Here is a 22,906-nt window from a genome sequence, read left to right as displayed (position 1 = left end):
CGCGATGCGGTTTCTGTTCAAGACGGATTACAACGACGACATCCGGCTGATCCCGCACAGCGGCTACGTCTGGTCCTATGGCGCTCTATTGGCATTGCTGTTGATCGCGCCGTTCGTGCTCTCAAGCTATCTGATGAGCCAGCTCGTGTTCGTCTGCATCTATGCCACAGTCGGTGTCGGACTGATGATTCTCACCGGCTTCACAGGACAGGCTTCGCTGGGGCACGCGGCATTTCTCGCCATCGGCGCCTATACGACGGCTTATCTACAACAGCTCGGTATGCCGTTTCCGGTCTATTTCCTTGCGGCAGGCATGTTGACCGGCATCATCGGTGCGATGGTCGGATTTCCGGCGTTGCGGTTGCAGGGCATCTATCTCGTGATCGCGACGATCTCGTTCGCGCTGATCGTCGAGGAAGTTCTGGCGCGCTGGGAAAGCGTGACCCACGGCAATGAAGGCATGCGGGTGCGAACCATCCAATTGCTGGGCAACAGCGTGCCGCGTGACAGCCCGACATTCTACTATATGTGCCTGGGACTTTTGATCCTTGTCATTCTCGGCACGCTGAATCTGATGCGGTCGCCCACCGGCCGCGCTTTCGTCGCCATCCGCGATAGCGAGACGGCGGCGAAGAGCATGGGAATCAACGTCTCGCTCTATAAAGTGAAGTCGTTCGCGCTCAGCGCCGCCATCACCGGATTCGCGGGCTGCCTTTTCGCCCACAAGCTGTCGTTCATCAGTCCGGAGATGTTCACGCTGCAGCTCTCCATCGAATTCATCATGGTCATTATTATCGGCGGCGTGATCAGTCTGCACGGCGCGGTGCTGGGTGCGATCTTCATCGTCATGGTCGATCCGTTTTTGACCTTCCTGAAAGACGATATTCCAAGTGTCGCGGCGGGCCTCGCTGCGATGTTCGGCGCTGGCGCGGAGCAGGTGGCCAATATCCAGAAGAACGTCGCCGCAGTGGCTTCCGCCAACGGGCTGAAGGGCGCGATCTACGGCCTGATCATCATGCTGTTTATCCTGTTCGAGCCTTATGGCCTTTATGGCCGCTGGCTCAAGATCAAGCTCTTCTTTCAACTCTTCCCGCTCTACAAGCGCGCGACCTTCAAGCGGCAGAAGATTTACGTCAAATCGGAGCGGAACCGATGAGTTGCTTCCGCGCTGAAAATCTTTCGCTGCATTTCGGTGGCCTCAAGGCGGTGGATTCCGTCAGTTTTGCGGTGGAGAAGGGCGAGATCCTTTCCATCATCGGCCCAAACGGAGCAGGGAAGAGCTCGATCTTCAACCTGATCTCGCGGCTCTACAATCCGACTTCAGGGCGGCTCTACTTCGAGGACCAGGACATCACCGAAGAGCCGGCTTACGGCATCGCCAAACTGGGGATCGCGCGGACCTTCCAGAACATCGAGCTGTTTGAGAACGCAACGGTTTTGAGTAACCTGCTGGTCGGACGGCACCGGCACTGCACAACGAGCTTGTGGGAAGACCTGCTGTTCTTGCCCAATGTGCGCCGCGACGAAAAATCGCATCGCCGCCGTGTCGAGCAGGTCATCGATTTTCTTGACCTTGCCGCCCATCGGGACAAGCTCATCTCCGGATTGCCCTACGGCGTGCGCAAGGTGATCGAACTCGCCCGGGCGCTGTGCACCGAGCCGAAGCTGATCCTGCTGGATGAGCCGTCTTCCGGCCTGAATGTGGAGGAGACCGACGACATGTCGTTCTGGATCCGCGACATGAAGACCGAGCTTGGCATCACCGTGCTAATGGTCGAGCATGACATGACGCTGGTCAATCGTGTCTCGGATCGGGTGATCGCGCTGAACTACGGCCGCGTGCTTGCTATGGGCGCACCCGCGGAAGTGCAGGCGCATCCCGATGTCGTCGCAGCCTATATCGGCGCATGAGGACGATGTCATGAGCAGCTCCGAGATCATCCTGAAGCTTAGCAACATCGAAAGCTATTACGGGCTGATCATGGCCATTCGCGGCATCAGCCTCGAGGTGCCTCGCGGCAAGATCGTCACCCTGCTCGGTGCCAATGGCGCCGGCAAGACGACGGTGCTCAAGACGATCTCCGGCATTCTCGACCCACAGAAGGGATCGATCGAATTCAAGGGCCAGCCGATCCAGCGCATGGAGGCGGACAGGATTGTGCGCTTGGGTCTCAGCCATGTGCCGGAAGGCCGCGAGGTGTTTCCGTTCCTCAGCGTGCGCGAGAACCTGATGATGGGGGCTTATCCGCGTAAGGACCGCGACGCCGTCGCCGGCGATCTGGAGCGGGTCTATGGCTACTTCCCGCGCCTGCGCGAGCGCGTCGATCAGCCAGCGGGTCAACTGTCCGGCGGCGAGCAGCAGATGCTGGCCATCGGCCGCGCGCTGATGAACCGTCCGACATTGCTGCTGCTTGACGAGCCGTCGCTCGGGCTGTCGCCCATTCTGGTCAAGGAAATCTTCACGATCATCAGACGGGTCAACGAGGAGCAGGGCATGTCGATCCTGCTGGTCGAACAGAACGCCAGGGTGGCACTGGAGACGGCGCACTATGGTTATGTGCTGGAGATCGGACGGGTGGTCATGAACGACACCTGCGAACGGCTGATGCAGTCGCAGGATATTCAGGAGTTCTACCTCGGCGCCAAGGAAGACGGCGCGCGGGGCGAGCGCCGCTGGAAGAAGAAAAAGACCTGGAGATAGAAGACTCCAAAAGACGGCGATCAAGCCGCGCGGGAGGAAACGACATCAAAGCCGCGTCGCCATTCACTGGAGACGTGGGACAGGGAGCAAGTCATGGCGAGACCCGCAGTGATGACCGTCGCGGACACGATCGCGAAGAGCTTTCTGCTCGCGGTGGAAAAGCGTGGCGACAAGCCGGCGATCCGCGAAAAAAATCTCGGTGTCTGGCAATCCACAAGCTGGCGCGAATGGCTGCAGAAGGCGAAGGAGATAGCCTACGCGCTGGATGCCGTCGGCTTCCGCCGCGGCGATGTTGCCTCGATCGTCGCCAATGCGACGCCGGAGTGGGTCTATGCCGACATGGGTGTGTTATGCGCGGGTGGCGTCTCGTCGGGCATATATCCGACCGATGCGACCAGTCAGGTCGAATATCTGGTCAACGATTCACGGACCAAAGTGATCTTTGTCGAGGACGACGAGCAACTCGACAAGGTGCTGTCGTGCCGCGCCCGCTGCCCGACACTGGAAACGATTGTCGTGTTCGACATGGAAGGCTTGAGCGGTTTCAGCGACCCCATGGTGATGTCGCTGGACGAGTTCATGGCACTCGGCCGCAATCACACGCAGGGACGTGACGCATTGTGGAGCGAGATGATCGAAAGCCGCGGCCCGAACGATCTCGCCATTCTGGTCTATACATCCGGAACGACTGGGCCGCCCAAAGGGGCGATGCACTCCAACCGCAGCGTGACGCACCAGATGCGCTACGCCGATTACCTTCTGGTGCCGACGGACCACGAAGAGCGACTGGTGTTCCTGCCGCTGTGCCATGTCGCCGAACGCATCGGCGGATATTATCTCTCCGTCGCGGTCGGCTCGGTGATGAACTTTGCCGAAAGCCCCGAGACCGTGCCGGATAATCTGCGCGAGGTGCAGCCGACGGCCTTTCTCGCCGTGCCCCGCATCTGGGAGAAATTCTATTCAGCCATTACGATCGCGCTGAAGGACGCGACTCCGCTTCAGCAATGGATGTATCGCCACGCGATCAACATAGGTCAGCGCCTGACCGACTACAGATTGGAAGGGCGTCCTGCGCCACTATCGCTGCGGCTCGCTGGCCAGGCAGCCTACTGGCTGGTGTTCCGCAATATCCGGCGCATGCTGGGGCTGGATCGCGTGCGCATCGCGTTCACCGGTGCAGCGCCGATCTCGCCCGATCTGATTCGCTGGTATCTCGCGCTTGGTCTCGACATGCGCGAGGTCTACGGCCAGACCGAAAACTGCGGCGTTGCGACACTCATGCCGAACGATCGCATCAAGCTTGGCTCTGTCGGCAAGGCTGCGCCGTGGGGTGAGGTCAAGATCTGCCCGAAAGGCGAAATTCTCGTCAAGGGCGACTACCTCTTCATGGGCTATCTCAACCAGCCTGAGAAGACCGCGGAGACCATCGACCAGCACGGTTGGTTGCACACCGGCGACGTCGGCTCCATCGACAACGAAGGCTTCGTCAAGATCACCGACCGGATGAAGGACATCATCATTACGTCCGGCGGCAAGAACATCACGCCGTCCGAGATCGAGAACCAGCTCAAGTTCTCGCCCTATATTTCTGACGCGGTGGTGATCGGCGACAAGCGTCCGTATCTGACGTGTCTGGTGATGATCGATCACGAGAACGTCGAGAAATTCGCGCAGGACTACGACATTCCTTTTACGAACTACGCCAGTCTGTGCCGTGCACCGGAGATTCAGGATCTCATCAAACGCGAGATCGAGACGGTGAATGCCAACTTCGCTCGGGTGGAGACAATCAAGAAGTTCCATCTCATCGAACGGCAACTGACGCCGGAAGACGAGGAGCTGACCCCGACTATGAAGCTGAAGCGCAGCTTCGTGAACAAATCCTATGCAACCGAAATCGATGCAATGTACCGGGCGGGCGTCATGGCGTAGGCTCGCAGCATATTGCGTCACAAGAAGCGCATTCCGCGGCCCGTAAGGACCGCTCAGCGGCGAAGGACATAAGGCCCCGGCCTTCGCTCGATACGGGCCAACAGGAGAGGAGACTGACATGTCAAGATCGTTCAAGGCGTTTGGCCTTGCGGTGGGCGCCGTCGCGCTGTCCCACTTGCCGGCCCTCGCGCAGACCAAGGTGACCAACGAAGGCATTTCGCCGACCGAGATCGTCATCGGCTCGCATCAGGATCTGTCCGGGCCGATCAAGGTCTGGGGTGTGCCGGTGTCCAACGGCATGAAAATGGCGGTTGACGAAATCAACGCCGCCGGCGGCATCAACGGCCGCAAGTTCAAGCTGATCCTGGAAGACAGCGGCTACGATCCGAAGCGCGCGGTGCTGGCGTCGCAGAAGATGATCGAGAAGGACAAGATCTTCGCCATGGTCGGCCCGATGGGATCGCCGACGGTGCTGGCGGCGCAGGACATTCTGTTCGACGCAGGCGTGTTGCAGCTCTTCCCGCTGACGGCGGCGGAGTTTACCTTCAAGTTCGATCCGGCGAAGCCGCAGGAACGGCTGAAGTTCAACAACATCCTGCCTTACGTCGAAAGCACGCGGGCTGCGATCAAGCACATGGTCGAATGGAAGAAGTTCGCCAAGCCCTGCATCATGCATCAGGACGACGAGTACGGCAAAAGCGTGCTCGACGGCTTCAACCAGCAGACGGCTGCGATGAAGCTGACGCCGGCGTCGGTCACCAGCTACAAGCGCGGTGCTTCCGATTTCAGCGCGCAGGTCGCCAAGATGAAGTCCGATGGCTGCGATATGGTGGTGCTTGGCACTGTCATTCGCGAAACCATCGGCGCGATGGCGGAAGCCAAGAAGCTCGGCTGGGATGTGACGTTCCTCGGCGCGACGCCGACCAACGTGCTTGAGGTGCCAGCGCTCGGCAAGGATGCCGTCGAGGGACTTTATGCTGCGGCAGGCTTCGAGATTCCTTACGAGGACACCGCGAAGGGCAAGGTCAAGGACTGGCTGGTGAACTACAAGAAGGCGTTCGGCACCGACGCCAACACCCAGGCCATTATTGGCTACAATGCCGTGATGACGTTTGCGCACTACGTTAACAAGGCGGGCAAGGACCTGACCGGCCAGAAGGTGCTGGATGCGATGGAGTCCGGAGACGTGTTCCAGGACATCTTCAATTCGCCGCCGACCAAGTTCTCCAAGACCAACCACCTCGCCAGCACTGTGACGCAGGTCCAGCAGGTCAAGGGCGGCCGCTGGGTGCTGGTGAAGGACGGCCTGATGTTTTAGCCTTTGTGGTTGCGGGCGCGGATGGCAGTCTTGGCTGCTCCGCGCCCGCAATTGTCTTTACGATCCGGTGTTCGAAACGATACCCTGCCTGCACAATGACAATTGAAAGTCCGGTCAAAGCCGGCATCGTAAACTGGTTTCCCGGAGCCACGGGGATCGACGGCCTGTCGCAACTGTCCGGCGGCGCAAGCCAGGAAACCTGGTCGTTCGACGTTGTGCATCCATCGGGAAACATCCCGGTGATCCTTCGCCGCGCGCCTGCGGGTTCCGGCGCTGCGCCAGGCCGCGCGGCGGGTCTCGAGGCGGAAGCCGCTCTCATGCAGCAGGCCTGTGACGGGGGAATCCCGTCGCCGCGTGTGCGTTACGTGTTGCGCGCGGAGGATGGCCTCGGCAGCGGCTTCATCATGGAGCGAATCGAAGGCGAAACCATTCCGCGCAAGATCTTGCGCGACGCGCAATTCGCCCGCGCCCGCTCGCTCCTGACCGCTCAACTCGGCAAGGCCATAGCCGGCATTCACGCGCTGGATAAATCGCGTTTGCCGAAGCTGCGGCTGATGACGATTGTTGGCGAGATCGGCGATCTCGCGGCTGAGTACAAGTCGTTCGACTGGCCGCGGCCGGTGTTCGATCTCGCGTTGCGCTGGCTGCGCGACAATGCACCTCCGCCGTCGGACACCGTGACGCTGGTGCATGGCGATTTCCGCAATGGCAATCTGATCATCGGTCCGGAAGGATTGCGCGCGGTGCTCGACTGGGAACTGGCGCATCTTGGCGATCCGATGGAAGACCTCGGCTGGATTTGCGTCAATTCATGGCGCTTCGGCGAAATCGACAAGCCGGTCGGCGGCTTTGGCACGCGCGAGGAGTTTTTCGCGGCGTATGAATCAACATCGGGCAGGGCGGTTGATGTGCCGCGTGTGACATTCTGGGAAGTGCTGGGCACGTTGCGCTGGGGCCTCATGTGCTGCGGCATGATGCAGCGGTTTCGTGCCGGCCCCGATCGTTCGATCGAGCGGGCCATGATCGGCCGCCGCGCTTCGGAAACCGAAATCGATCTATTGCGGCTGTTGGTGCCGCGCCGAGGGAGTTGAGATGCAGGATCGCCCCACGCCCGTCGAACTGATCAACGCGGTCACGGAATTTCTCCGCACCGACATCGCGCCGCGACTGTCCGGACATGGCGCGTTCAAATTGCGCGTTGCCATCAACGCGCTCGATCTGGTCGCGCGACAGATCTCCCATGAAGCGGGCAGCAACGACGCCGAAAGGGCAAGCCTGGCAAAGCTGCTCGGCACATCCGGCTCACTGGAGGACCTGAACCGGCTGCTTTCCATGCGTATCGCCAGCGGCGACATGGGCTTCGAGACGCCGGGCCTGACAGATCATCTCTGGCGGGCCACAATGGACAAACTCGCCGTCGACCAGCCGAACTACGCGTCCTACCGGCGAGAGCGCGATACTTAGAGGATGCTATCGCCCCTTCCACTGTGGCGGGCGCTTTTCCGCAAAAGCCTTCGGACCCTCGATGTAATCCTCGGACGCGGCCAGCGCCTTGACGGCGGGATAATCGAACTGTTCGGCAAGGGCCTGTTCCAGCGACACGCCGAGGCCGCGATGCATGGCCTGCTTGGAGGCGCGGATCGACATCGGGCCGTTTTGTAGAATGAGATTGGCCCAGCGTTCGGCACCGGCCAGCGCTTCGCCCTTCGGAACCACTTCGTTGACGAAACCGAGTTCGAAGCCCTCTCGCGCCGGAACGTGGCGTCCGGTCAAGATCATCCCCATCGCGCGCTTCAGGCCGATCAGGCGGGGCAACCTGTGCAATCCGCCTGCGAGTGCGGCGAGGCCGACGCGCGGCTCGGGCAGGGCGAAGGTCGCGTTTTCCGATGCGATAATCAGATCACAGGCCAGTGCGATCTCGAACCCGCCGCCCATCGCCACGCCATTGACGGCGGCAATGATCGGCTTGTCGCAATCGAAGCGATGGGTCAGTCCGGCAAAGCCGCTGGTGTCCCAACCGCGCTGGCCGCCCTGGGCCTGCCACTTCAGGTCATTGCCGGCGGAAAACGCTCTGTCGCCTGCACCCGTAACAATGGCGATCCATTGCTCCGGATCCTGGCTGAATTCGTTGAACAGGCGATGCAGTTCGAAATGCATCGGCGAATGCACTGCATTCATCACCTCCGGCCGATTGAGCGTGACGATGGTGAGCGGACCTTTGCGTTCGACCTTGGCGAATTCGTAAGCCATGCGCGTTTCCTTCGCTGCGTTGCAGCACCTGCGTGTTGTTATGGCTGGATTAGACAGCAAGAAGCGCACTTCACAAAATTAATTAAGCGCTTGACTAAAGTCGTTGGCCTTATCTTAATTTCGCCCGGCCGCCACACGCGCGCCGTTCATGAAGTGAAAAATCGCTCGTGAATTATGTTTCTGGGAGGAAACGATGCTTGCGCTGAACTCCGGCCGGTCCGACCGCTTCATGCTGATCAGTTCGGAGCGTATATTCTACGCGGGCCTGCACGGTAAGCCGTCGTTACGCACGCTCGGCGCGCTTGCGATTTGCGTGCCGCTGCACGGCATGGCTCGTCTTGAAATCGTGGGCCAACCGCCGCGCACCGCCGAAATTCTCGCCGTTCCAGCCTATATTCCACATAAGATCACATCGGACTCGCGCGAAGTGCTCGGCCTGATGATCGAGCCGGAATCGGTCTGCGACGAGGACCTCGCCGAGATTATCCGCCAGTGCGACGATCCGGTTACGGCCAGCCGGCTCGCGGCGCGATTCCGCGAGATCTATGCGTCGATGGCGCTGAGCGGGACCAACGGTTTTACCTCTGCGGACTTCGACCAGATATTCTTGCAGCGCCGCCTGAGACCGCGCGATCTGGATACCCGCATTTCCACCATCGTGTCGCGATTTCAGGCAAAGCCCTCCAGCAGCATTTCTGGAGAGGACTGTGCCAACGATGTCAGGCTGTCGCTGTCGCGCTTCCTGCATCTGTTCAAGGACGAGACCAGCATGAACTTCAAGACTTTCCGCGCCTGGAAACGCGGACGGAATATCCTCCATCACGTCAATGTCGAGCGGAATCTGGCCCACTTCGCGCTCGATGCGGGCTATCCGGATTCGACCCACTTCAGCCATTCGCTGCGGCGCATTTATGGATTGCAGCCGAGTGCGATCTTCTCCGGCTCGCGCCGCCTGCAAATCATCAACGGCAGAGATGTGTCGAACGAGGCATTGGGAGTGCGGGCTTAAGTTGCCGCCGGAACTCTGGCGGCGACGCCTTGCTCGGCGCCGGCGCGGTCCTGCGCCGCGATGGCCTTGCGAAAACCCTCGCGATTCTTGAGCCGCTCCCAGTACGCGGCCACGGCCGGCGAGAACTGCGCAGACAGGCCGTTGGACTGCGCAAACATCAGCGCGTATCCGACCGAGATGTCGGCGGCCGTGAAGCGTCCGGCGCACACCCAGTCCGATTGCGAGACGGCTGTTTCCAGCGCCCGCAACCGGGCCAGAAACCAGCGCGCATAGTCGGCAGCGGCCTGCGGGTTCTTTTTCTCGTCCGGCTCAAGCTGTGCATAGCGGAAATAGATGGTCTGCGGGAAAGTCAGGGTTGCTTCGCCGAAAAACAGCCAGTTCAGATAGGCGCCATAGGCCGGCTCATCGACGGCGACGTTCAGCGGTGTCGGACCGTACTTGGTCACGAGATAGAGGCAGATCGCGGAGGATTCGGTCATCCGCGTGTCGCCGTCGATCAGCAGCGGGATCGTCCCAAGCGGATTGAGTTCGAGGTATTCGCGTTTCAGGAAGCGCGGCGGGAACGGCAGCATCTTGAGTTCGTAGGGGATGCCGATCTCTTCCAGCGCCCACAGCGGCCGGAACGAGCGCGCGCTGGCGCAATGGAAAAGTGTCAGCATCGGTTGATCCCTGTTGCCGTGTCTGTCGGACTGAATGACCTGATTTCGCCGGTATTGTCTACTGCTCCGGCAGCGTGCCCATGTATTTGCACAGCACGCTCAGCATCACTTCGTCGGCGCCGCCGCCGATCGAGGTCAGCCGCCGGTCGCGATAGGCCCGGCTGACGCGGGTTTCGTTCATGAAGCCCATGCCGCCCCAGTATTGCAGGCAGGCGTCGGGAATTTCCCGGCCGAGGCGGCCGGCCTTGAGCTTGCCCATCGTCGCCAGCGGCGTCACGTCATTGCCGCCGATATATTCTTCGCAGGCGCGATAGAGCAGGGAGCGCAGCAGCTCGATTTCGGTCTTCAATTCGGCGAGCCGGAAGTGGATCACCTGATTGTCGAGCAGCGGCTTGCCGAATGCCTTGCGCTGGCGCGTGTAGTCGATGGTCTCGTCGATGGTCTTTTCGTGGGATTTCAGGCACGCCGCCACCGCCCACAGCCGCTCTTCCTGGAATTGCAGCATCTGGTAGGTGAAGCCCTTGCCTTCGTCGCCGATGCGGTTGCGCTTCGGGATACGCACGTCGGTGAAACGGATTTCCGCCGTGTCCGAGCAATGCATGCCGAGCTTGTCCAGCTTGCGCAGGACTTCCACGCCCTTGGTCTTCATCGGCAGGCAGATCAGCGACTTGTTGCGGTGGACCGGGCCTTCGCCGGTGTTGGCGAGCAGGCACATCCAGTCGGCCTGCGTGCCGTTGGTGATCCACATCTTGCCGCCGTTGATGATGTAATCGTCGCCATCGGAGCGCGCGGTGGTCTTGATCGAGGCCACGTCGGAGCCTGCGCCCGGCTCCGACACGCCGATGCAGGCGACGTAGTCGCCCGCGATGGATGGCGCGAGGAACTCCCGCTTCATCTCGTCGGAGCCGAAACGCGCCAGCGCCGGCGTCGCCATGTCGGTCTGCACGCCGATCGACATGCCGACGCCGCCGGCGTTGATCGCGCCGAGTTCTTCCGCCATCACCATGCCGTAGCTGTAGTCGAGCCCCGCGCCGCCGTATTCGACCGGCTTGCACAGGCCGAGCAGGCCGAGATCGCCCATCTTCTTGAACACCTGATGCGCCGGATAGATTTCGTCGCGCTCCCATTGGTCCACGTAGGGATTGATTTCGTTCTTGATGAACTGCTGCATGGTGCGGCGGATGGCGTCGTGTTCCTGGGTGAACTGCATGGTGCTTCCTGATGTTTCTTGTATCTCTCAAAGACCCATCTGGCGGCTTGCCAGATCCTTCATGATTTCCTCGGTGCCGCCGCCGATGGCGTTGACTTTCACCTCCCGGTAGATGCGCTCGACCTTGGGGCCGCGCATATAGCCCGCGCCGCCGAATATCTGCACGGCCTCGGATGCACAAAACGCCAGTGTCTGCGTTGCCTGGTTCTTGCACATGCAGACCTCGGCAACCGGATTCTGGCCCTGTTCCAGCCGCCAGATCAGTATTTCCAGCATGGCCTGTGTGGCCGCGACGCGCTGCGCCATGTCCACGATCTTGTGGCGGATCACCTGATGATCGGCGAGACGCTTGCCGAAGGTGCGCCGCTCGCGGGCATAGGCGATGGCGTCCTCGATGCAGACGCGCGCCGCCGAGGCGCAGCCCGCGGCCATGGAGAGCCGCTCGCTGTTGAAATTCTTCATGATGAGCTTGAAGCCGGAATTCTCCTGGCCGATCAGGTTTCCGGCGGGCACGCGGCACTCGTCGAAATAGAGCGTCGCGGTGTCAGACGCCCACCAGCCCATCTTTTTCAGCGGCGTACGCGAGAAGCCGGGCGTGTCGCGTTCGATCAGCAGGAGACTGACGCCGCTGGCACCTTCGCCGCCGGTGCGCACTGCGACCGTGTAATAGTTCGCTCGCATACCGGAGGTGATGAAGGTCTTCTCGCCCTTGACGACATAATGATCGCCGTCGCGCCGCGCGGTGGTGCGAAGGTTCGCGACATCGGAGCCGCCGCCGGGTTCGGTGATCGCCAGCGCGGAAATTTTCCGGCCCGCCAGAATTTCTGGCAGCACGCGCGCCTTCAATTCCTCCGAGCCGCCATAGACGATGGGCGGCGCGCCGATGGTGTGGCTTTTCAGGCTGGCGCTGACGCCACCCGAACCGGCGCGCGCCAGTTCCTGCGCAGTGATCATGGCAATGAAGCGGTCGCAGGGCACGCCGCCATATTGCTCCGGAAAGCCAAGCTGAAGCAGGCCGATGGAGGCCGCTTTCAGATAAAGCTCGCGAGGGAATTCGCCGGCCTCGTCCCATTGCGCCGCAAAAGGCTCGATCTCGACGGTCACGAAGCGCCGCAGCATGTCGCGGAACGCCAGATGTTCCGCAGTCAGAAAGGGACTGGCCGGTGCGTCCGCGAATTGTTCCGGGGCATTCATTGCGATTCTCCTGAAGGATTTATCGCCTGTCCGGGCGGCCGCGACTTGCGTTAAGCCGTCACGCCACGGCAGATTTTGGCGGGCCCAGCTAGTTTCCACAAGACGACGCCGGCCGCGGCCCCATACCCTCACGGCCAATTCCTGATCGAACCGAGGGGCTCCATGGATAAAGCCGTCGTCACCTGTGCGCTCAACGGCGTCCTGACCAATCCCAAACAGCATCACGTGCCGGTCACGCCGGAAGAAATGGCGCGAGAGGCGAAGGCCGCCTTCAACGCAGGCGCATCGGTAATGCACATGCATCTGCGCCGGCAGGAGCCGGATCAGGGCCATATGCCATCCTGGGACGTGAATCTGTCGAAGGAGGTCCAGCAGGCGATCCGCGAGGCGTGCCCGGGCGTCATCATCAACCACACCACCGGGGTGGTCGGTCCGAACTATCAGGGCGCGCTCGATTGCGTGCGCGAGACGAAGCCGGAAATGGCAGCCTGCAACGCTGGCTCGCTCAACTACCTGAAGGCGAAGGCCGACGGCACCTGGGCCTGGCCACCCCATGTGTTCGACAATCCACCCGACAAGATCCAGAAATATATCGACGTGATGAAGGTGGCGAAGTCGCTGCCCGAGTTCGAATGTTTTGACGTGGGCATCGTGCGCAGCGTGGCGATGTATCGCGATGTTGGCATGTACGATGGCCCCATCGAATACAATTTCGTCATGGGCGTCGCGTCCGGCATGCCGGCCGATCCGGAATTGCTGCCGATCCTGCTCAAACTCAAATTGAAGGACGCCAACTGGAGCGTCACCGCCATCGGCCGAGAGGAAATCTGGCCGCTGCATCAGCGCTGCGCCGAACTCGGCGGGCACCTGCGCACCGGCCTTGAGGACACGTTCTATCTCGGCGACGGCACCAAGGTGACCTCGAACGGCCAGCTCATCGAAGGCATCGTTGCCTGCGCACGCAAGGCCGGGCGTGAAATCGCCTCGCCCGCCGAGGCGCGAAAAATTCTCAAGCTGATGCAGTAACGACGGTCAAAACGGACGACAGAGCCGTGGCTGGAACAGGGAGGAAATTATGAGTGATCTGACTGCAACGGGCGGCGTGCCCGGCCCCGGACGAATCGGGCGCGTGGCTGTCGGCGACATCCTGCGTCGCGCGGCGAAGCGATTTCCGGACCGTATCGCGCTGACCGACGGTGCGCAGCAGGTGACCTTTACCGAGATCGAACGCGACGCCAATCGCTTTGCCAACTATCTGCTGGCGCGGGGCCTCAAGCCCGGCGACAAAATTTCGACCATCTGCAACAACTCGGTTGAATTCGTCAAAGCGCTGTTCGGCATTCACCGCGCGGGCCTGGTCTGGGTTCCGATCAACACCATGCTCGGACCCGGCGACATGGATTACATCCTCGGCCATGCCGAGGTCCGCTTCGCGCTGATCGACGATAACCTCCATGCGCAACCGGACCGGCGCGCGGCCTTGGAGAAGCGCGGCGTAGATCTCATTGCGATCGACTTGGCCGGCAAGGCGAAGGAGCAGGGGCTCGACAGTTTCAACCATCTGATCGTGGGACATTCCGATATCGAGCCCGACGTGGAGTTCGACGACCGCGACCTCGCGATGATCATTTACACCTCCGGCACCACATCGCGTCCGAAAGGCGCGATGCACGGTCATCTGGCGGTGGTGATGGCGGCGATGAGCAACGCCATCGAAATGCATCTCGACCGCAATGACGGGATCACTGGACAGTTTCCGCTGTTCCATTGCGCTGCTCACGTTCTGCTGCTGACCTATCTTTCGGTGGGCGGCAAGCTCGCGCTGATGCGGGGCTTCGATCCGGTGGCCTGCATGGAGGCGATCCAGCGCGACAAACTGACGGTGTTCATCGGCTTGCCAGCGATGTATCAGGCGATCCTCGATCATCCGCGCCGCAAGGAGTTCGATCTCTCGACCCTGCGCACCTGCGTCTACACCATGGCGCCGATGCCGCGGCCGCTGCTGGAGCGGTGCATCGCCGAACTGTGTCCGACCTTCGTGCAGCCGAGCGGGCAAACGGAAATGTATCCGGCGACGACCATGTCGCAGCCCGACCGGCAGTTGGCGCGCTTCGGCAACTACTGGGGCGAATCGATGATCGTCAACGAGACCGCGATCATGGATGACGCGGGCAACCTGCTGCCGCCGGGACAGATCGGCGAACTGGTTCATCGCGGGCCAAACGTCATGCTGGGCTATTATAAGGACCCGGAAGCGACCGCTGCCGCGCGCAAATTCGGCTGGCATCACACCGGCGATCTCGCGCTGATCGATGAGCATGGCGAAGTGCTGTTCATCGACCGCAAGAAAGACATGATCAAGTCCGGCGGCGAAAACGTCGCCTCGGTCAAGATCGAGGAAACGCTGCTGGCGCATCCGGCGGTGCTGAATGCCGCTGTAGTCGGCTTGCCGCATCCGGAATGGGGCGAGGCGGTGTCCGCTTTCGTCAAGCTGAAGCCTGGCGTGCAGGCAGGCGAGGCCGATATCATCGCCCATTGCCGCAAGTCGCTCGGCGGATTCCAGGTGCCGAAGCTCGTGCAAATTCTCGACGAGATGCCGATGACTGCCACCGGCAAGCTGCGCAAGGTCGAGCTGCGCCAGAAGTTCGTCGATCATTTCAATGCGACATCGGCGGCGTGAGAGTAAAGTTGATCCATGACGGTGATTGAGAATTCGATTTCCCGCGCGAGCGAAACCTATCAGGCCAATCGCGCGGGAATGCTGGCGCAGATCGAGCGGGTTAACACCGTGGTGGGACGCACCAGCGCGGCCTCGGAACTGTCGAAGAAACGGTTCCATGAGCGCGGGCAATTGCTGCCGCGCGAGCGCATCGCGCTGCTGCTCGATCCCGGCGCGCCGTTTCTCGAACTGTCGGCGCTGGCGGGATATTGTTTGGATACGCCGGACCCGGAGAAGAGCATCCCGGGCGGCGGCACCATTGCAGGCATCGGGTTTGTTTCTGGCGTGCGCTGTATGGTGACGGCGAGCGATTCCGGCATCGAGGCAGGATCGTTACAGCCGATGGGTCTCGACAAGCGGCTGCGTTCGCAGGAGATCGCGCTGGAGAACAAGCTGCCGTCGGTGCAGCTTGTGGAAAGCGCGGGCGCACACCTGATGCGCTACCGCGTCGAGGACTTCATCCGCGGCGGCACCACATTTCGTAATCTTGCTCTGCTGTCTGCGGCGGGACTGCCGGTGATCACGGTAACGCACGGCTCGTCCACAGCGGGCGGTGCGTATCAGACCGGCCTGTCCGACTACATCGTCATGGTGCGCGGACGCACGCGTGCGTTTCTCGCCGGGCCGCCGCTGCTGAAAGCCGCGACGGGTGAGATTGCGACCGAGGAAGAGCTTGGCGGCGCGGAGATGCACACCAGCATTTCCGGTCTCGGCGACTATCTCGCCGAAGACGACCGCGAGGCGCTCGGCATCGCCCGGCAGATCGTGGCGGATTTGAACTGGGATCGCGCACAGGCTGACGACACGACGGTCCGCGATCCGTTGTACGACTCCGAGGAACTGCTCGGCATCATGCCGATGGACCACAAGCGGCCTGTCGACATGAAGCAGGTGATCGCGCGCATTCTCGACGGATCGGATTTCCTCGAGTTCGGTGCGAACTATGGCCCCGCGACCGTCTGCGGCCACGGCCGGATCGGCGGCCACGCCATCGGCATCATCACCAACAACGGTCCGCTGGACCCGAGCGGCGCGAACAAGGCGACGCACTTCATCCAGGCGTGCTGCCAGTCGCGCACCCCGATCCTCTATCTTAACAACACGACAGGCTACATGGTCGGAAAGGCCTATGAGGAAGCCGGCATGATCAAGCACGGCTCCAAGATGATCCAGGCGGTGACAAACGCCACCGTGCCGCAGATCACCATCTATTGCGGAGCGTCGTTCGGCGCCGGCAATTACGGCATGTGCGGGCGTGGCTTTCATCCGCGTTTCTGCTTCTCCTGGCCCAATGCGAAAACCGCTGTGATGGGCGGCGAGCAGGCCGCCGAGACCATGGCCATCGTTGCCGAGGCTGCCGCCGCGCGGCGCGGCAAGCCGCTGGAGCCGGACAAGCTGAACGCCATGAAGTCGCAGATCATCGACGTGTTCGACAAGCAGATGGACGTGTTCGCGACCAGCGGTCGGCTACTCGACGACGGCGTGATCGATCCGCGCGACACCCGTGCTGTCCTCATGAATGTGCTGGCGATTTGCCGCGAGGCAGAGCAGCGCAATCCGCAAAAGGTACAGTTCTCGGTGGCACGGCCATGAGCGAGATGACGTTGACGCCGTTCCGCAAGATCCTGATCGCCAATCGCGGCGAGATCGCACTGCGCGTGATGCGCACGGCGAAATGCCTCGGCTATGAGACGGTGGCGGTATATTCGACCGCCGATGCTAACGCGCGTCATGTCCGCGAGGCGGATCAGGCGGTGTGGATCGGCGAGTCGCAGCCGGTGCAATCCTACTTGCGGATCGACGCCATCATTGATGCCGCGAAGGCGAGCGGTGCGGATGCCGTGCATCCGGGCTACGGGTTTCTCGCGGAGAATGCGGAATTTGCGAAGACCTGCCGCGCGGCGGGGCTCGTGTTCATCGGCCCGTCGCCCGAAGCCATCCGCGCCATGGGCAATAAGGCTGGCGCCAAGGACATCATGCAGAAGGCGGGTGTGCCCTGCGTGCCCGGCTATCAGGGTGAGGATCAGAGCGACACGGCGATGCTGACCGCCGCAAAGCGCATCGGCTTTCCGGTGATGATAAAAGCCGTTGCGGGCGGCGGCGGACGCGGCATGCGGCTTGTGCCGGATGACGCGGCGTTTCCGGATGCGCTGCGTGCCGCGCGGTCGGAAGCGCAGAATGCGTTCGGCGATCCGAATGTCATTCTTGAATGCGCCATCGTTCAGCCCCGCCATATCGAAATTCAGGTGTTCGGCGACCGTTACGGCAATGCGATCCATCTCGGTGAGCGCGATTGCTCGGTGCAGCGGCGGCACCAGAAGCTGATCGAGGAGGCGCCATCGCCTGCGGTGTCGCCCGAACTGCGCACGCGAATGGGTGCGACGGCGGTCGCCGCCGTCAAGGCCATCAACTATGAGGGCGCTGGCACGCTGGAATTCCTGCTCGATGCTGCGGGCAACTACTACTTCATGGAAATGAACACGCGGCTGCAAGTCGAGCATCCCGTAACTGAAGCCGTCACCGGCCTCGATCTGGTCGAATTGCAACTGCGTATGGCTGCCGGAGAGATGTTGCCGCTGACGCAGGAGGATGTGACGTTCTCAGGCCATGCTATCGAGGTGCGGCTTTGTGCCGAAGACGCCGCGCATGGTTTCATGCCCCAGTCGGGCCGCATGCTGCGCTGGGACAGGCCGCAGAGCCTGCGCGTCGAGGACGCACTGGAATCCGGCAGCGAGATTCCTCCGTTCTACGATTCGATGATCGCCAAGATCATCAGCTATGGGACTACACGGGGTGCCGCGCGGCGCAGACTGGCAACGGGCCTCGCGCAGATGACGGCGCTCGGCGTCACCACCAACCAGTCGTTTCTGGCGCGTTGCCTCGATCATCCCGTGTTCGCGGCGGGGCAAGCGACCACGGCCTTCATCGATACATATTCCTCCGATCTGCTTGCAGCGAAAGCCGACGGTCTGCACGCGGCGGTGGCGGCGCTGCTGATTCATGTTTCAGCGATCGGCGCGGCACACGTCCGGGAAGGCGGATCACTGGCACATGGCTATGCCATTCCGCTGCGGCTCGATCTCGACGGTCACATCATCGAGCCGGCGGTGCGGCGCGAGCGCGGCGATGTGTTCCGGATTGGGATTGAGGATCGCACCCACGCGCTGACGTTAAGATCGATCGCGGACGGCGCGGTTCATTTCATGCATGACGGTGTTCTCGCATCGGCCGATGTCGTTCGCGATGGAACGAACCTGTTCTTCAAGTTCGGTGGCGTCACCTCGCATGTGCGCGACCTCTCCCATGCTGCCGTCCTGAAAGCGGGCGATGCGGGATCGGACGGCAAACTGCGCGCATCCATGAACGGCCGCGTGGTATCGGTGCTGGCCAAAGCGGGCGATACGGTCGCCGCCGGTGCACCGATCATTGTGTTGGAAGCCATGAAGATGCAGCATGTGCATGCCGCGCCTGTCTCGGGTCGGCTCGCGACGCTGAACGCCGCCGAGGGCGATCAGGTGACGACGGGATTCATCGTTGCTGAAATCGAGGCGTCGAAAGACGCAGCTTGAGGGAGTCGAAGATGTCTGACGCCACGGTTCTGCAGGAGAAGCGCGGGCACGCGCTCTGGATCACCATCAACCGCCCCGACAAGCGCAATGCGTTGAACGCCTCGGTGATCGCCGGGATTGTGGACGGTTATCGCCGCGCCCACGAGGATAATGATGTCCGCGTGATCGTGCTGACCGGGACGGGCGACAAGGCCTTCTGCGCCGGCGCGGACCTGCAGCCGGGGGCGGGCTTTGCGTTCGACCTGTCGCAGCCGAATCTCGCCTATGCCGACATGCTGCGCACGGCGCAGAACGCGACCAAGCCGAGCATTGCTCGCGTCAACGGCGTCTGCATGGCGGGCGGCATCGGCTTGCTGTGCATGACCGACATGGCGGTGGCAGCGGATGATGTGATCTTCGGCCTGCCGGAAGTGAAGGTCGGCGTGTTTCCGATGCAGGTGCTGAGCCTGCTGCAAGCTATCGCGCCGCCGCGCCTGGTACGCGAATGGTGTTTCACCGGCGAACCGTTCAGCGCGGCGGAAGCCAAGGACGCTGGCCTGCTGAATCACGTCGCGCCGCGCGCGGACCTCGACGCCAAGGTGGATTGGCTGGCGTCACGGATCACCGACAAATCGCCGACCGCGATCCGGCGCGGCAAATATGCCATGCGCGCGTTGGCCTCGATGTCGTTCGATCAGGGCATTGCCTATACCGAGTCGCAGATCGCGGTGCTGGCGATGACGCAGGACGCCAAGGAGGGGCTCGCGGCCTTTGCCGAGAAACGCAAGCCGGTCTGGACCGGAAAGTAGCGCGATGAGCAAGGTCTGGATCGAGGCGGCGCTGAACGGGCCATGGACGCGCGAACGGCAGCGCGGCATTCCGATTGCCGTCGAGGAGATCGTCGCGGACGGTATTGCCTGCGCCGAGGCGGGCGCCGCTGTCATCCATGCCCACGCCTACGACGTCGCGACCGGCCGTCAGAAGGACGACTGGGAAATTTACGCGCGCATCATCGAAGGCATTCGCGCGAAAGCCGACGTCATCGTCTATCCCACCATTCCGAGCCCCGCGTTGGGGCAGGAGCAGACCTCCAACCGCTTCGGCCACACTTTGGAGTTGGCAAAGCGCGGATTGATCGAATGGGCGGTTATCGATCCCGGCTCCGTTCATATCTCGCGTTTCGATGATCTTGGTCACGGCGGGGTTTATCAGAATCCGCACGCCGATATTCTGGAGGGCATGCGGATCGCGCGCGCTTATAACGTTCATCCGAGTTATGCGATCTACGAGCCCGGCTTCACACGGCTTGGCGCGGCGCTGGCGGCCATCGTGCCGCCGTCACCGATGCCGATCTATCGCTTCATGTTCTCGGATGAGTTCGCCTGGGGCTTTCCGCCGCGAGACAAATATCTCGACACGCATCTGGAACTGCTCGCGGAAGCCGCGCTTGGCGCGCCATGGATGATCGCGGGTCTCGGCGTCGACATCACGCCATTGATTCCGCACACGGTCGCCCGTGGCGGACATGTGCGTGTAGGTCTTGAGGATGCGTTATGGGGATGCCCCCAGACCAACGAGGCGCTGGTGAAGGACGCTGTGCAGCGTGTTCAGGGGGCGGGCGGCGAACCTGCCACCACAGCCGAGGTCAGGGCCGCGCTGCGCGCAATGGACGCGGCGCGGGGGCGTGCCTAGCAAAATTCTTTCTGTAGGGGCGTCGTCATGAGGTGCGGGCCGCGCTTGCGGCGAGCCTCCAAGAATGCGGCGGGATGGCAATCATGATCCTTCGAGCCTTCCGCTTCGCTTCGGCACCTCAGGCTGACGGTAACCGATAATCTCTACTTCTCAGCGTCCCTTGAACACCGGCTTGCGCTTTTCCATGAAGGCTGAGCGGCCCTCTTCATAGTCCGCGCTCTTGAAGCACGCATCGACAAGTTCCTCGCAGCGCTTCAAGTCGCGCTTGAGTTCGTCCTTGCAGGCTTCGCCGACGATGAACTTGATGGAATCCACAGTGAGCGGCGCGTTGCCCGCGATGGTGGCCGCATAGTTCTTCACATAGAACTCGAGTTCGTGGTTCTCGACGATGCGGTTCACCAGCCCCATTTCGACCGCTTCCATCGCCTCGAAAATCCGTGCCGTGAAGAAAATCTCCTTGGTGAACGACGGTCCGACAATGTCCATCAGCCGCTTCACGCCGGGATAACCGTAGCCGAGGCCGAGCTTGGCGGCGGGAACGGCAAACTTCGCGTCTTCCGAGCAGATGCGCAGGTCGCAGCAACTCGCAAGTCCCATGCCGCCGCCGACACAGAAGCCGCGAATCTGCGCGATGGTGGGCTTGGGGAATTCATGCACGCTGGCATAGGCGGCCTCGACCGCTTCGTTGTACTTCTTCACGGCTTCTTCCGACGAGCGCTCGTCGCCGAATTTCGAGATGTCCGCGCCCGCGACGAAGGCCTTGTCGCCCGCGCCGGTCAGCACCACGACGCGGATGGCCGGATCTTTGGCGTAGTCCGCCATCGCGGCGGTGCAGGCTTCCCACATGTCCAGCGACATCGCATTGCGCCGCTCTGGATTGTTGAAGATCACATAGCCGACGTTGCCGTCCTTGCGTGCAATCACCTTGTCGGTCGAAGCCATACGCGTGTTCCTTTAATAGCGCATATTCCGCAAAAGTGGGCACCGGTTTTGCGATCAGAATACGCGTCGGTTAAATGTCAGACGACCTTGCTCTGCTGAAGCGAGGCAATCTCCTGGTCCGTGAATCCGAATTCCGCAAGCACATCGCGCGTCTGCTCGCCAACCAGCGGTGGGCGGGCGGCGAAGCGGCTGGGTGTGCGCGACAGCGTCACCGGCTGGCCGACGAGACGGTTGCCGCCGTCGGGCAATTGTTGCGCGATGCCGAGATGCTTGACCTGCGGATCGTCGAACACTTCGTTGATGGCGTAGATCGGGCCGCAGGGCACGCCGGCCTCGTTGAGAATGGTCACCCATTCGGCGGTCGGTCGTTTCATCATGTGCCGTTCGATTTCCGCATTGAGCGCGTTGCGGTTCGCGGAGCGCAGCGCGATCGTCGCGTAATCGGGATGTGTCAGCAGTTCCGGTGCATCGATCGCCTGTGCGAAACGCTCCCAGATGCGCCCGCCGGTGGTGGCGATGTTGATGTGGTTGTCTTTCGTCTTGAACACACCGGTCGGAATGCTGGTCGGGTGATTGTTGCCGGCCTGCAGCGGCACGTCGCCGTCCATCAGCCAGCGCGCGGCCTGAAAATCGAGCATGAAGATCTGCGCCTGCAGCAGCGAGGTCTGCACCCACTGGCCTTCGCCGGAGACATCGCGCTCCAGCAGCGCGGTGAGAATGCCGAGCGCACAGAACAAGCCCGCTGTCAGATCGGCAACGGGAATCCCGGCACGCATCGGGCCCTGACCGGGCTGGCCGGTGATCGACATCAGTCCACCCATGCCCTGCGCGATCTGGTCGAAGCCGGGGCGCTTGGCATAGGGCCCATCCTGGCCGAAGCCGGAAATACTGGCATAGACGATGCGCGGATTGATCGCGCGGATGCTGGCGTAATCGATGCCGAGCTTGTCCTTCACGTCCGGACGGAAGTTCTCGACGATCACGTCGGCCTTGGCTGCGAGACGCTTGAACACCTCAAGCCCCTTCGGGTCTTTCAGGTTCAGCGCCATCGCGCGTTTGTTGCGGTGAAGGTTCTGGAAGTCCGGACCTTCGCGCGGACCGCCCGGCTGCTCGCTGTCGGCGAGGTCGGTCGGCGCGTCGATCTTGATGACGTTGGCGCCCCAGTCAGCCAGTTGCCGCACGCAGGTCGGCCCGGAGCGAATCCGGGTCAGATCCAGCACCGTGAAACGGGAGAGGGCGGCCGAAGCGCGCGGAAACGTCATCGTATTCTCCGCGCGGATTATCCGGCGTTCCCGACCAGGCCGGCGGCGGCGATGCCGGCAAGTGCTGCGGTCTCGTCGTTGTCGGAAGTGTCGCCGCTGATGCCGATGGCACCGAGCAGTGTGCCGTTCTTGTCATTGATGAGGACGCCACCCGGGACCGGGATCATCGCGCCGCGCGTCATGGTGCTGATGGCATCGATGAAGTAGGGCTGTTCGTTGGCCCGCTTGAAGATCGCGCGCGATCCCATCCCCAGCGCCAGCGCGCCGTAGGCTTTGCCGTGAGCGACTTCGCTGCGCATCAGGCTTGTGCCGTCTTCCGCCACCACCGTCTTGAGCGCGCCGCGTGCATCGAGGACGACGATGGACATCGGCTTCAGCTTCAGTTCACGGCACTTGGCCAAAGCGGCGTCGGAAATCTTGCGGGCAACGTCGAGGGTCAGGTCGGTCATCAAATCGGTCCTTTTGGGGAT

At 61.9% G+C, this 22,906-nt stretch carries 21 protein-coding genes; 14 read left to right on the top strand and 7 right to left on the bottom strand.

Features of this window, described 5'->3' with window-relative positions; all coding sequences use genetic code 11:
* The first annotated feature begins 4 nt into the window (after window positions 1-4).
* The 7 genes from LVY71_RS17410 to LVY71_RS17380 all read left to right on the top strand — a co-directional run bounded on the left by LVY71_RS17410 (window position 5) and on the right by LVY71_RS17380 (window position 7,415).
* Entirely contained in the window at window positions 5-1,156 is a 1,152-nt protein-coding gene (locus tag LVY71_RS17410) for a branched-chain amino acid ABC transporter permease (RefSeq protein WP_235101104.1), read from the top strand.
* On the top strand, window positions 1,153-1,911 hold the full coding sequence (locus LVY71_RS17405) for an ABC transporter ATP-binding protein (protein ID WP_235101103.1): 759 nt from the start codon (window positions 1,153-1,155) through the stop codon (window positions 1,909-1,911). Before LVY71_RS17410 ends, LVY71_RS17405 begins: the two co-directional genes overlap by 4 nt.
* Window positions 1,912-1,921: 10 nt before the next feature.
* Window positions 1,922-2,701, top strand: coding sequence for an ABC transporter ATP-binding protein (locus LVY71_RS17400; protein ID WP_235101102.1), 780 nt, complete (start codon window positions 1,922-1,924; stop codon window positions 2,699-2,701).
* A 93-nt stretch (window positions 2,702-2,794) separates the two neighbouring features.
* The gene (locus LVY71_RS17395; RefSeq protein ID WP_235101101.1) at window positions 2,795-4,633 is read left to right on the top strand and encodes an AMP-dependent synthetase/ligase; all 1,839 of its coding nucleotides are present in this window, start codon (window positions 2,795-2,797) and stop codon (window positions 4,631-4,633) included.
* Window positions 4,634-4,751: 118 nt separating this feature from the next.
* A complete protein-coding gene (locus tag LVY71_RS17390) occupies window positions 4,752-5,951 on the top strand; it encodes an ABC transporter substrate-binding protein (RefSeq protein ID WP_235101100.1) in 1,200 nt (399 codons plus the stop codon).
* A 95-nt stretch (window positions 5,952-6,046) separates the two neighbouring features.
* Window positions 6,047-7,042, top strand: coding sequence for a phosphotransferase family protein (locus LVY71_RS17385; RefSeq protein WP_235101099.1), 996 nt, complete (start codon window positions 6,047-6,049; stop codon window positions 7,040-7,042).
* A gap of 1 nt (window position 7,043) precedes the next feature.
* Window positions 7,044-7,415 (top strand): DUF6285 domain-containing protein, encoded by a 372-nt coding sequence (locus tag LVY71_RS17380; protein WP_235101098.1) that lies wholly within the window; start codon window positions 7,044-7,046, stop codon window positions 7,413-7,415.
* Window positions 7,416-7,421: 6 nt separating this feature from the next.
* Here the strand turns inward: LVY71_RS17380 and LVY71_RS17375 are convergent, their stop codons facing one another.
* Window positions 7,422-8,201 (bottom strand): enoyl-CoA hydratase-related protein, encoded by a 780-nt coding sequence (locus LVY71_RS17375; protein WP_235101097.1) that lies wholly within the window; start codon window positions 8,199-8,201, stop codon window positions 7,422-7,424.
* Window positions 8,202-8,394: 193 nt separating this feature from the next.
* Here LVY71_RS17375 and LVY71_RS17370 point away from each other — a divergent pair, with 193 nt between their 5' ends.
* A complete protein-coding gene (locus tag LVY71_RS17370) occupies window positions 8,395-9,210 on the top strand; it encodes a helix-turn-helix domain-containing protein (protein ID WP_235101096.1) in 816 nt (271 codons plus the stop codon).
* Here LVY71_RS17370 and LVY71_RS17365 read toward each other — a convergent pair.
* From LVY71_RS17365 to LVY71_RS17355, 3 genes are read right to left on the bottom strand one after another with little or no spacing between them, the layout of a single operon-like run.
* Window positions 9,207-9,869 carry a glutathione S-transferase family protein gene (locus LVY71_RS17365; RefSeq protein ID WP_235101095.1) on the bottom strand — a complete coding sequence of 221 codons (663 nt, stop codon included), beginning with the start codon at window positions 9,867-9,869 and terminating at the stop codon, window positions 9,207-9,209. The two genes, LVY71_RS17370 and LVY71_RS17365, sit on opposite strands and share 4 nt — an antisense overlap.
* A 58-nt stretch (window positions 9,870-9,927) precedes the next feature.
* Window positions 9,928-11,079, bottom strand: a complete 1,152-nt coding sequence (locus LVY71_RS17360; protein ID WP_235101094.1) for an acyl-CoA dehydrogenase family protein — start codon at window positions 11,077-11,079, stop codon at window positions 9,928-9,930.
* A gap of 27 nt (window positions 11,080-11,106) precedes the next feature.
* Window positions 11,107-12,273, bottom strand: coding sequence for an acyl-CoA dehydrogenase family protein (locus LVY71_RS17355; RefSeq protein WP_235101093.1), 1,167 nt, complete (start codon window positions 12,271-12,273; stop codon window positions 11,107-11,109).
* A 162-nt stretch (window positions 12,274-12,435) separates the two neighbouring features.
* Here LVY71_RS17355 and LVY71_RS17350 point away from each other — a divergent pair, with 162 nt between their 5' ends.
* Genes LVY71_RS17350 through LVY71_RS17325 form a run of 6 tightly spaced genes read left to right on the top strand, consistent with a single transcriptional unit; the run spans window position 12,436 to window position 20,232 of the window.
* Window positions 12,436-13,299, top strand: a complete 864-nt coding sequence (locus tag LVY71_RS17350; RefSeq protein ID WP_235101092.1) for a beta-keto acid cleavage family enzyme — start codon at window positions 12,436-12,438, stop codon at window positions 13,297-13,299.
* A 49-nt stretch (window positions 13,300-13,348) separates the two neighbouring features.
* Window positions 13,349-14,953: an AMP-binding protein gene (locus LVY71_RS17345; protein ID WP_235101091.1), complete on the top strand. Its 1,605-nt coding sequence runs from the start codon at window positions 13,349-13,351 to the stop codon at window positions 14,951-14,953.
* 15 nt (window positions 14,954-14,968) lie between these two features.
* Window positions 14,969-16,585, top strand: a complete 1,617-nt coding sequence (locus tag LVY71_RS17340; protein WP_235101090.1) for an acyl-CoA carboxylase subunit beta — start codon at window positions 14,969-14,971, stop codon at window positions 16,583-16,585.
* A gap of 5 nt (window positions 16,586-16,590) precedes the next feature.
* Complete coding sequence (locus tag LVY71_RS17335) at window positions 16,591-18,561, top strand: acetyl/propionyl/methylcrotonyl-CoA carboxylase subunit alpha (RefSeq protein WP_502797603.1); 1,971 nt, start codon at window positions 16,591-16,593, stop codon at window positions 18,559-18,561.
* 11 nt (window positions 18,562-18,572) lie between these two features.
* Window positions 18,573-19,349 carry an enoyl-CoA hydratase/isomerase family protein gene (locus LVY71_RS17330; RefSeq protein WP_235101089.1) on the top strand — a complete coding sequence of 259 codons (777 nt, stop codon included), beginning with the start codon at window positions 18,573-18,575 and terminating at the stop codon, window positions 19,347-19,349.
* A gap of 4 nt (window positions 19,350-19,353) precedes the next feature.
* Window positions 19,354-20,232: a beta-keto acid cleavage family enzyme gene (locus tag LVY71_RS17325; RefSeq protein ID WP_235101088.1), complete on the top strand. Its 879-nt coding sequence runs from the start codon at window positions 19,354-19,356 to the stop codon at window positions 20,230-20,232.
* Between the two features lie 150 nt (window positions 20,233-20,382).
* Here the strand turns inward: LVY71_RS17325 and LVY71_RS17320 are convergent, their stop codons facing one another.
* From LVY71_RS17320 to LVY71_RS17310, 3 genes are all read right to left on the bottom strand, one after another.
* A complete protein-coding gene (locus LVY71_RS17320) occupies window positions 20,383-21,174 on the bottom strand; it encodes an enoyl-CoA hydratase (protein ID WP_235101087.1) in 792 nt (263 codons plus the stop codon).
* A 77-nt stretch (window positions 21,175-21,251) separates the two neighbouring features.
* Window positions 21,252-22,436 carry a CaiB/BaiF CoA transferase family protein gene (locus LVY71_RS17315; protein ID WP_235101086.1) on the bottom strand — a complete coding sequence of 395 codons (1,185 nt, stop codon included), beginning with the start codon at window positions 22,434-22,436 and terminating at the stop codon, window positions 21,252-21,254.
* A 17-nt stretch (window positions 22,437-22,453) separates the two neighbouring features.
* Window positions 22,454-22,885, bottom strand: a complete 432-nt coding sequence (locus LVY71_RS17310; protein ID WP_235101085.1) for a GlcG/HbpS family heme-binding protein — start codon at window positions 22,883-22,885, stop codon at window positions 22,454-22,456.
* Between the last annotated feature and the right edge of the window lie 21 nt (window positions 22,886-22,906).

This window comes from Bradyrhizobium sp. G127 (assembly GCF_021502575.1).
Lineage (GTDB): Bacteria > Pseudomonadota > Alphaproteobacteria > Rhizobiales > Xanthobacteraceae > Afipia.
This window is presented reverse-complemented; position numbering and strand designations above follow the sequence as displayed.

Coding starts and splice junctions, on each gene's coding strand:
- LVY71_RS17410 (WP_235101104.1), top strand. CDS start 5: ATGCGGTTTCTGTTCAAGACGGATTACAACGACGACATCCGGCTGATC.
- LVY71_RS17405 (WP_235101103.1), top strand. CDS start 1,153: ATGAGTTGCTTCCGCGCTGAAAATCTTTCGCTGCATTTCGGTGGCCTC.
- LVY71_RS17400 (WP_235101102.1), top strand. CDS start 1,922: ATGAGCAGCTCCGAGATCATCCTGAAGCTTAGCAACATCGAAAGCTAT.
- LVY71_RS17395 (WP_235101101.1), top strand. CDS start 2,795: ATGGCGAGACCCGCAGTGATGACCGTCGCGGACACGATCGCGAAGAGC.
- LVY71_RS17390 (WP_235101100.1), top strand. CDS start 4,752: ATGTCAAGATCGTTCAAGGCGTTTGGCCTTGCGGTGGGCGCCGTCGCG.
- LVY71_RS17385 (WP_235101099.1), top strand. CDS start 6,047: ATGACAATTGAAAGTCCGGTCAAAGCCGGCATCGTAAACTGGTTTCCC.
- LVY71_RS17380 (WP_235101098.1), top strand. CDS start 7,044: ATGCAGGATCGCCCCACGCCCGTCGAACTGATCAACGCGGTCACGGAA.
- LVY71_RS17375 (WP_235101097.1), bottom strand. CDS start 8,201: ATGGCTTACGAATTCGCCAAGGTCGAACGCAAAGGTCCGCTCACCATC.
- LVY71_RS17370 (WP_235101096.1), top strand. CDS start 8,395: ATGCTTGCGCTGAACTCCGGCCGGTCCGACCGCTTCATGCTGATCAGT.
- LVY71_RS17365 (WP_235101095.1), bottom strand. CDS start 9,869: ATGCTGACACTTTTCCATTGCGCCAGCGCGCGCTCGTTCCGGCCGCTG.
- LVY71_RS17360 (WP_235101094.1), bottom strand. CDS start 11,079: ATGCAGTTCACCCAGGAACACGACGCCATCCGCCGCACCATGCAGCAG.
- LVY71_RS17355 (WP_235101093.1), bottom strand. CDS start 12,273: ATGAATGCCCCGGAACAATTCGCGGACGCACCGGCCAGTCCCTTTCTG.
- LVY71_RS17350 (WP_235101092.1), top strand. CDS start 12,436: ATGGATAAAGCCGTCGTCACCTGTGCGCTCAACGGCGTCCTGACCAAT.
- LVY71_RS17345 (WP_235101091.1), top strand. CDS start 13,349: ATGAGTGATCTGACTGCAACGGGCGGCGTGCCCGGCCCCGGACGAATC.
- LVY71_RS17340 (WP_235101090.1), top strand. CDS start 14,969: ATGACGGTGATTGAGAATTCGATTTCCCGCGCGAGCGAAACCTATCAG.
- LVY71_RS17335 (WP_502797603.1), top strand. CDS start 16,591: ATGACGTTGACGCCGTTCCGCAAGATCCTGATCGCCAATCGCGGCGAG.
- LVY71_RS17330 (WP_235101089.1), top strand. CDS start 18,573: ATGTCTGACGCCACGGTTCTGCAGGAGAAGCGCGGGCACGCGCTCTGG.
- LVY71_RS17325 (WP_235101088.1), top strand. CDS start 19,354: ATGAGCAAGGTCTGGATCGAGGCGGCGCTGAACGGGCCATGGACGCGC.
- LVY71_RS17320 (WP_235101087.1), bottom strand. CDS start 21,174: ATGGCTTCGACCGACAAGGTGATTGCACGCAAGGACGGCAACGTCGGC.
- LVY71_RS17315 (WP_235101086.1), bottom strand. CDS start 22,436: ATGACGTTTCCGCGCGCTTCGGCCGCCCTCTCCCGTTTCACGGTGCTG.
- LVY71_RS17310 (WP_235101085.1), bottom strand. CDS start 22,885: ATGACCGACCTGACCCTCGACGTTGCCCGCAAGATTTCCGACGCCGCT.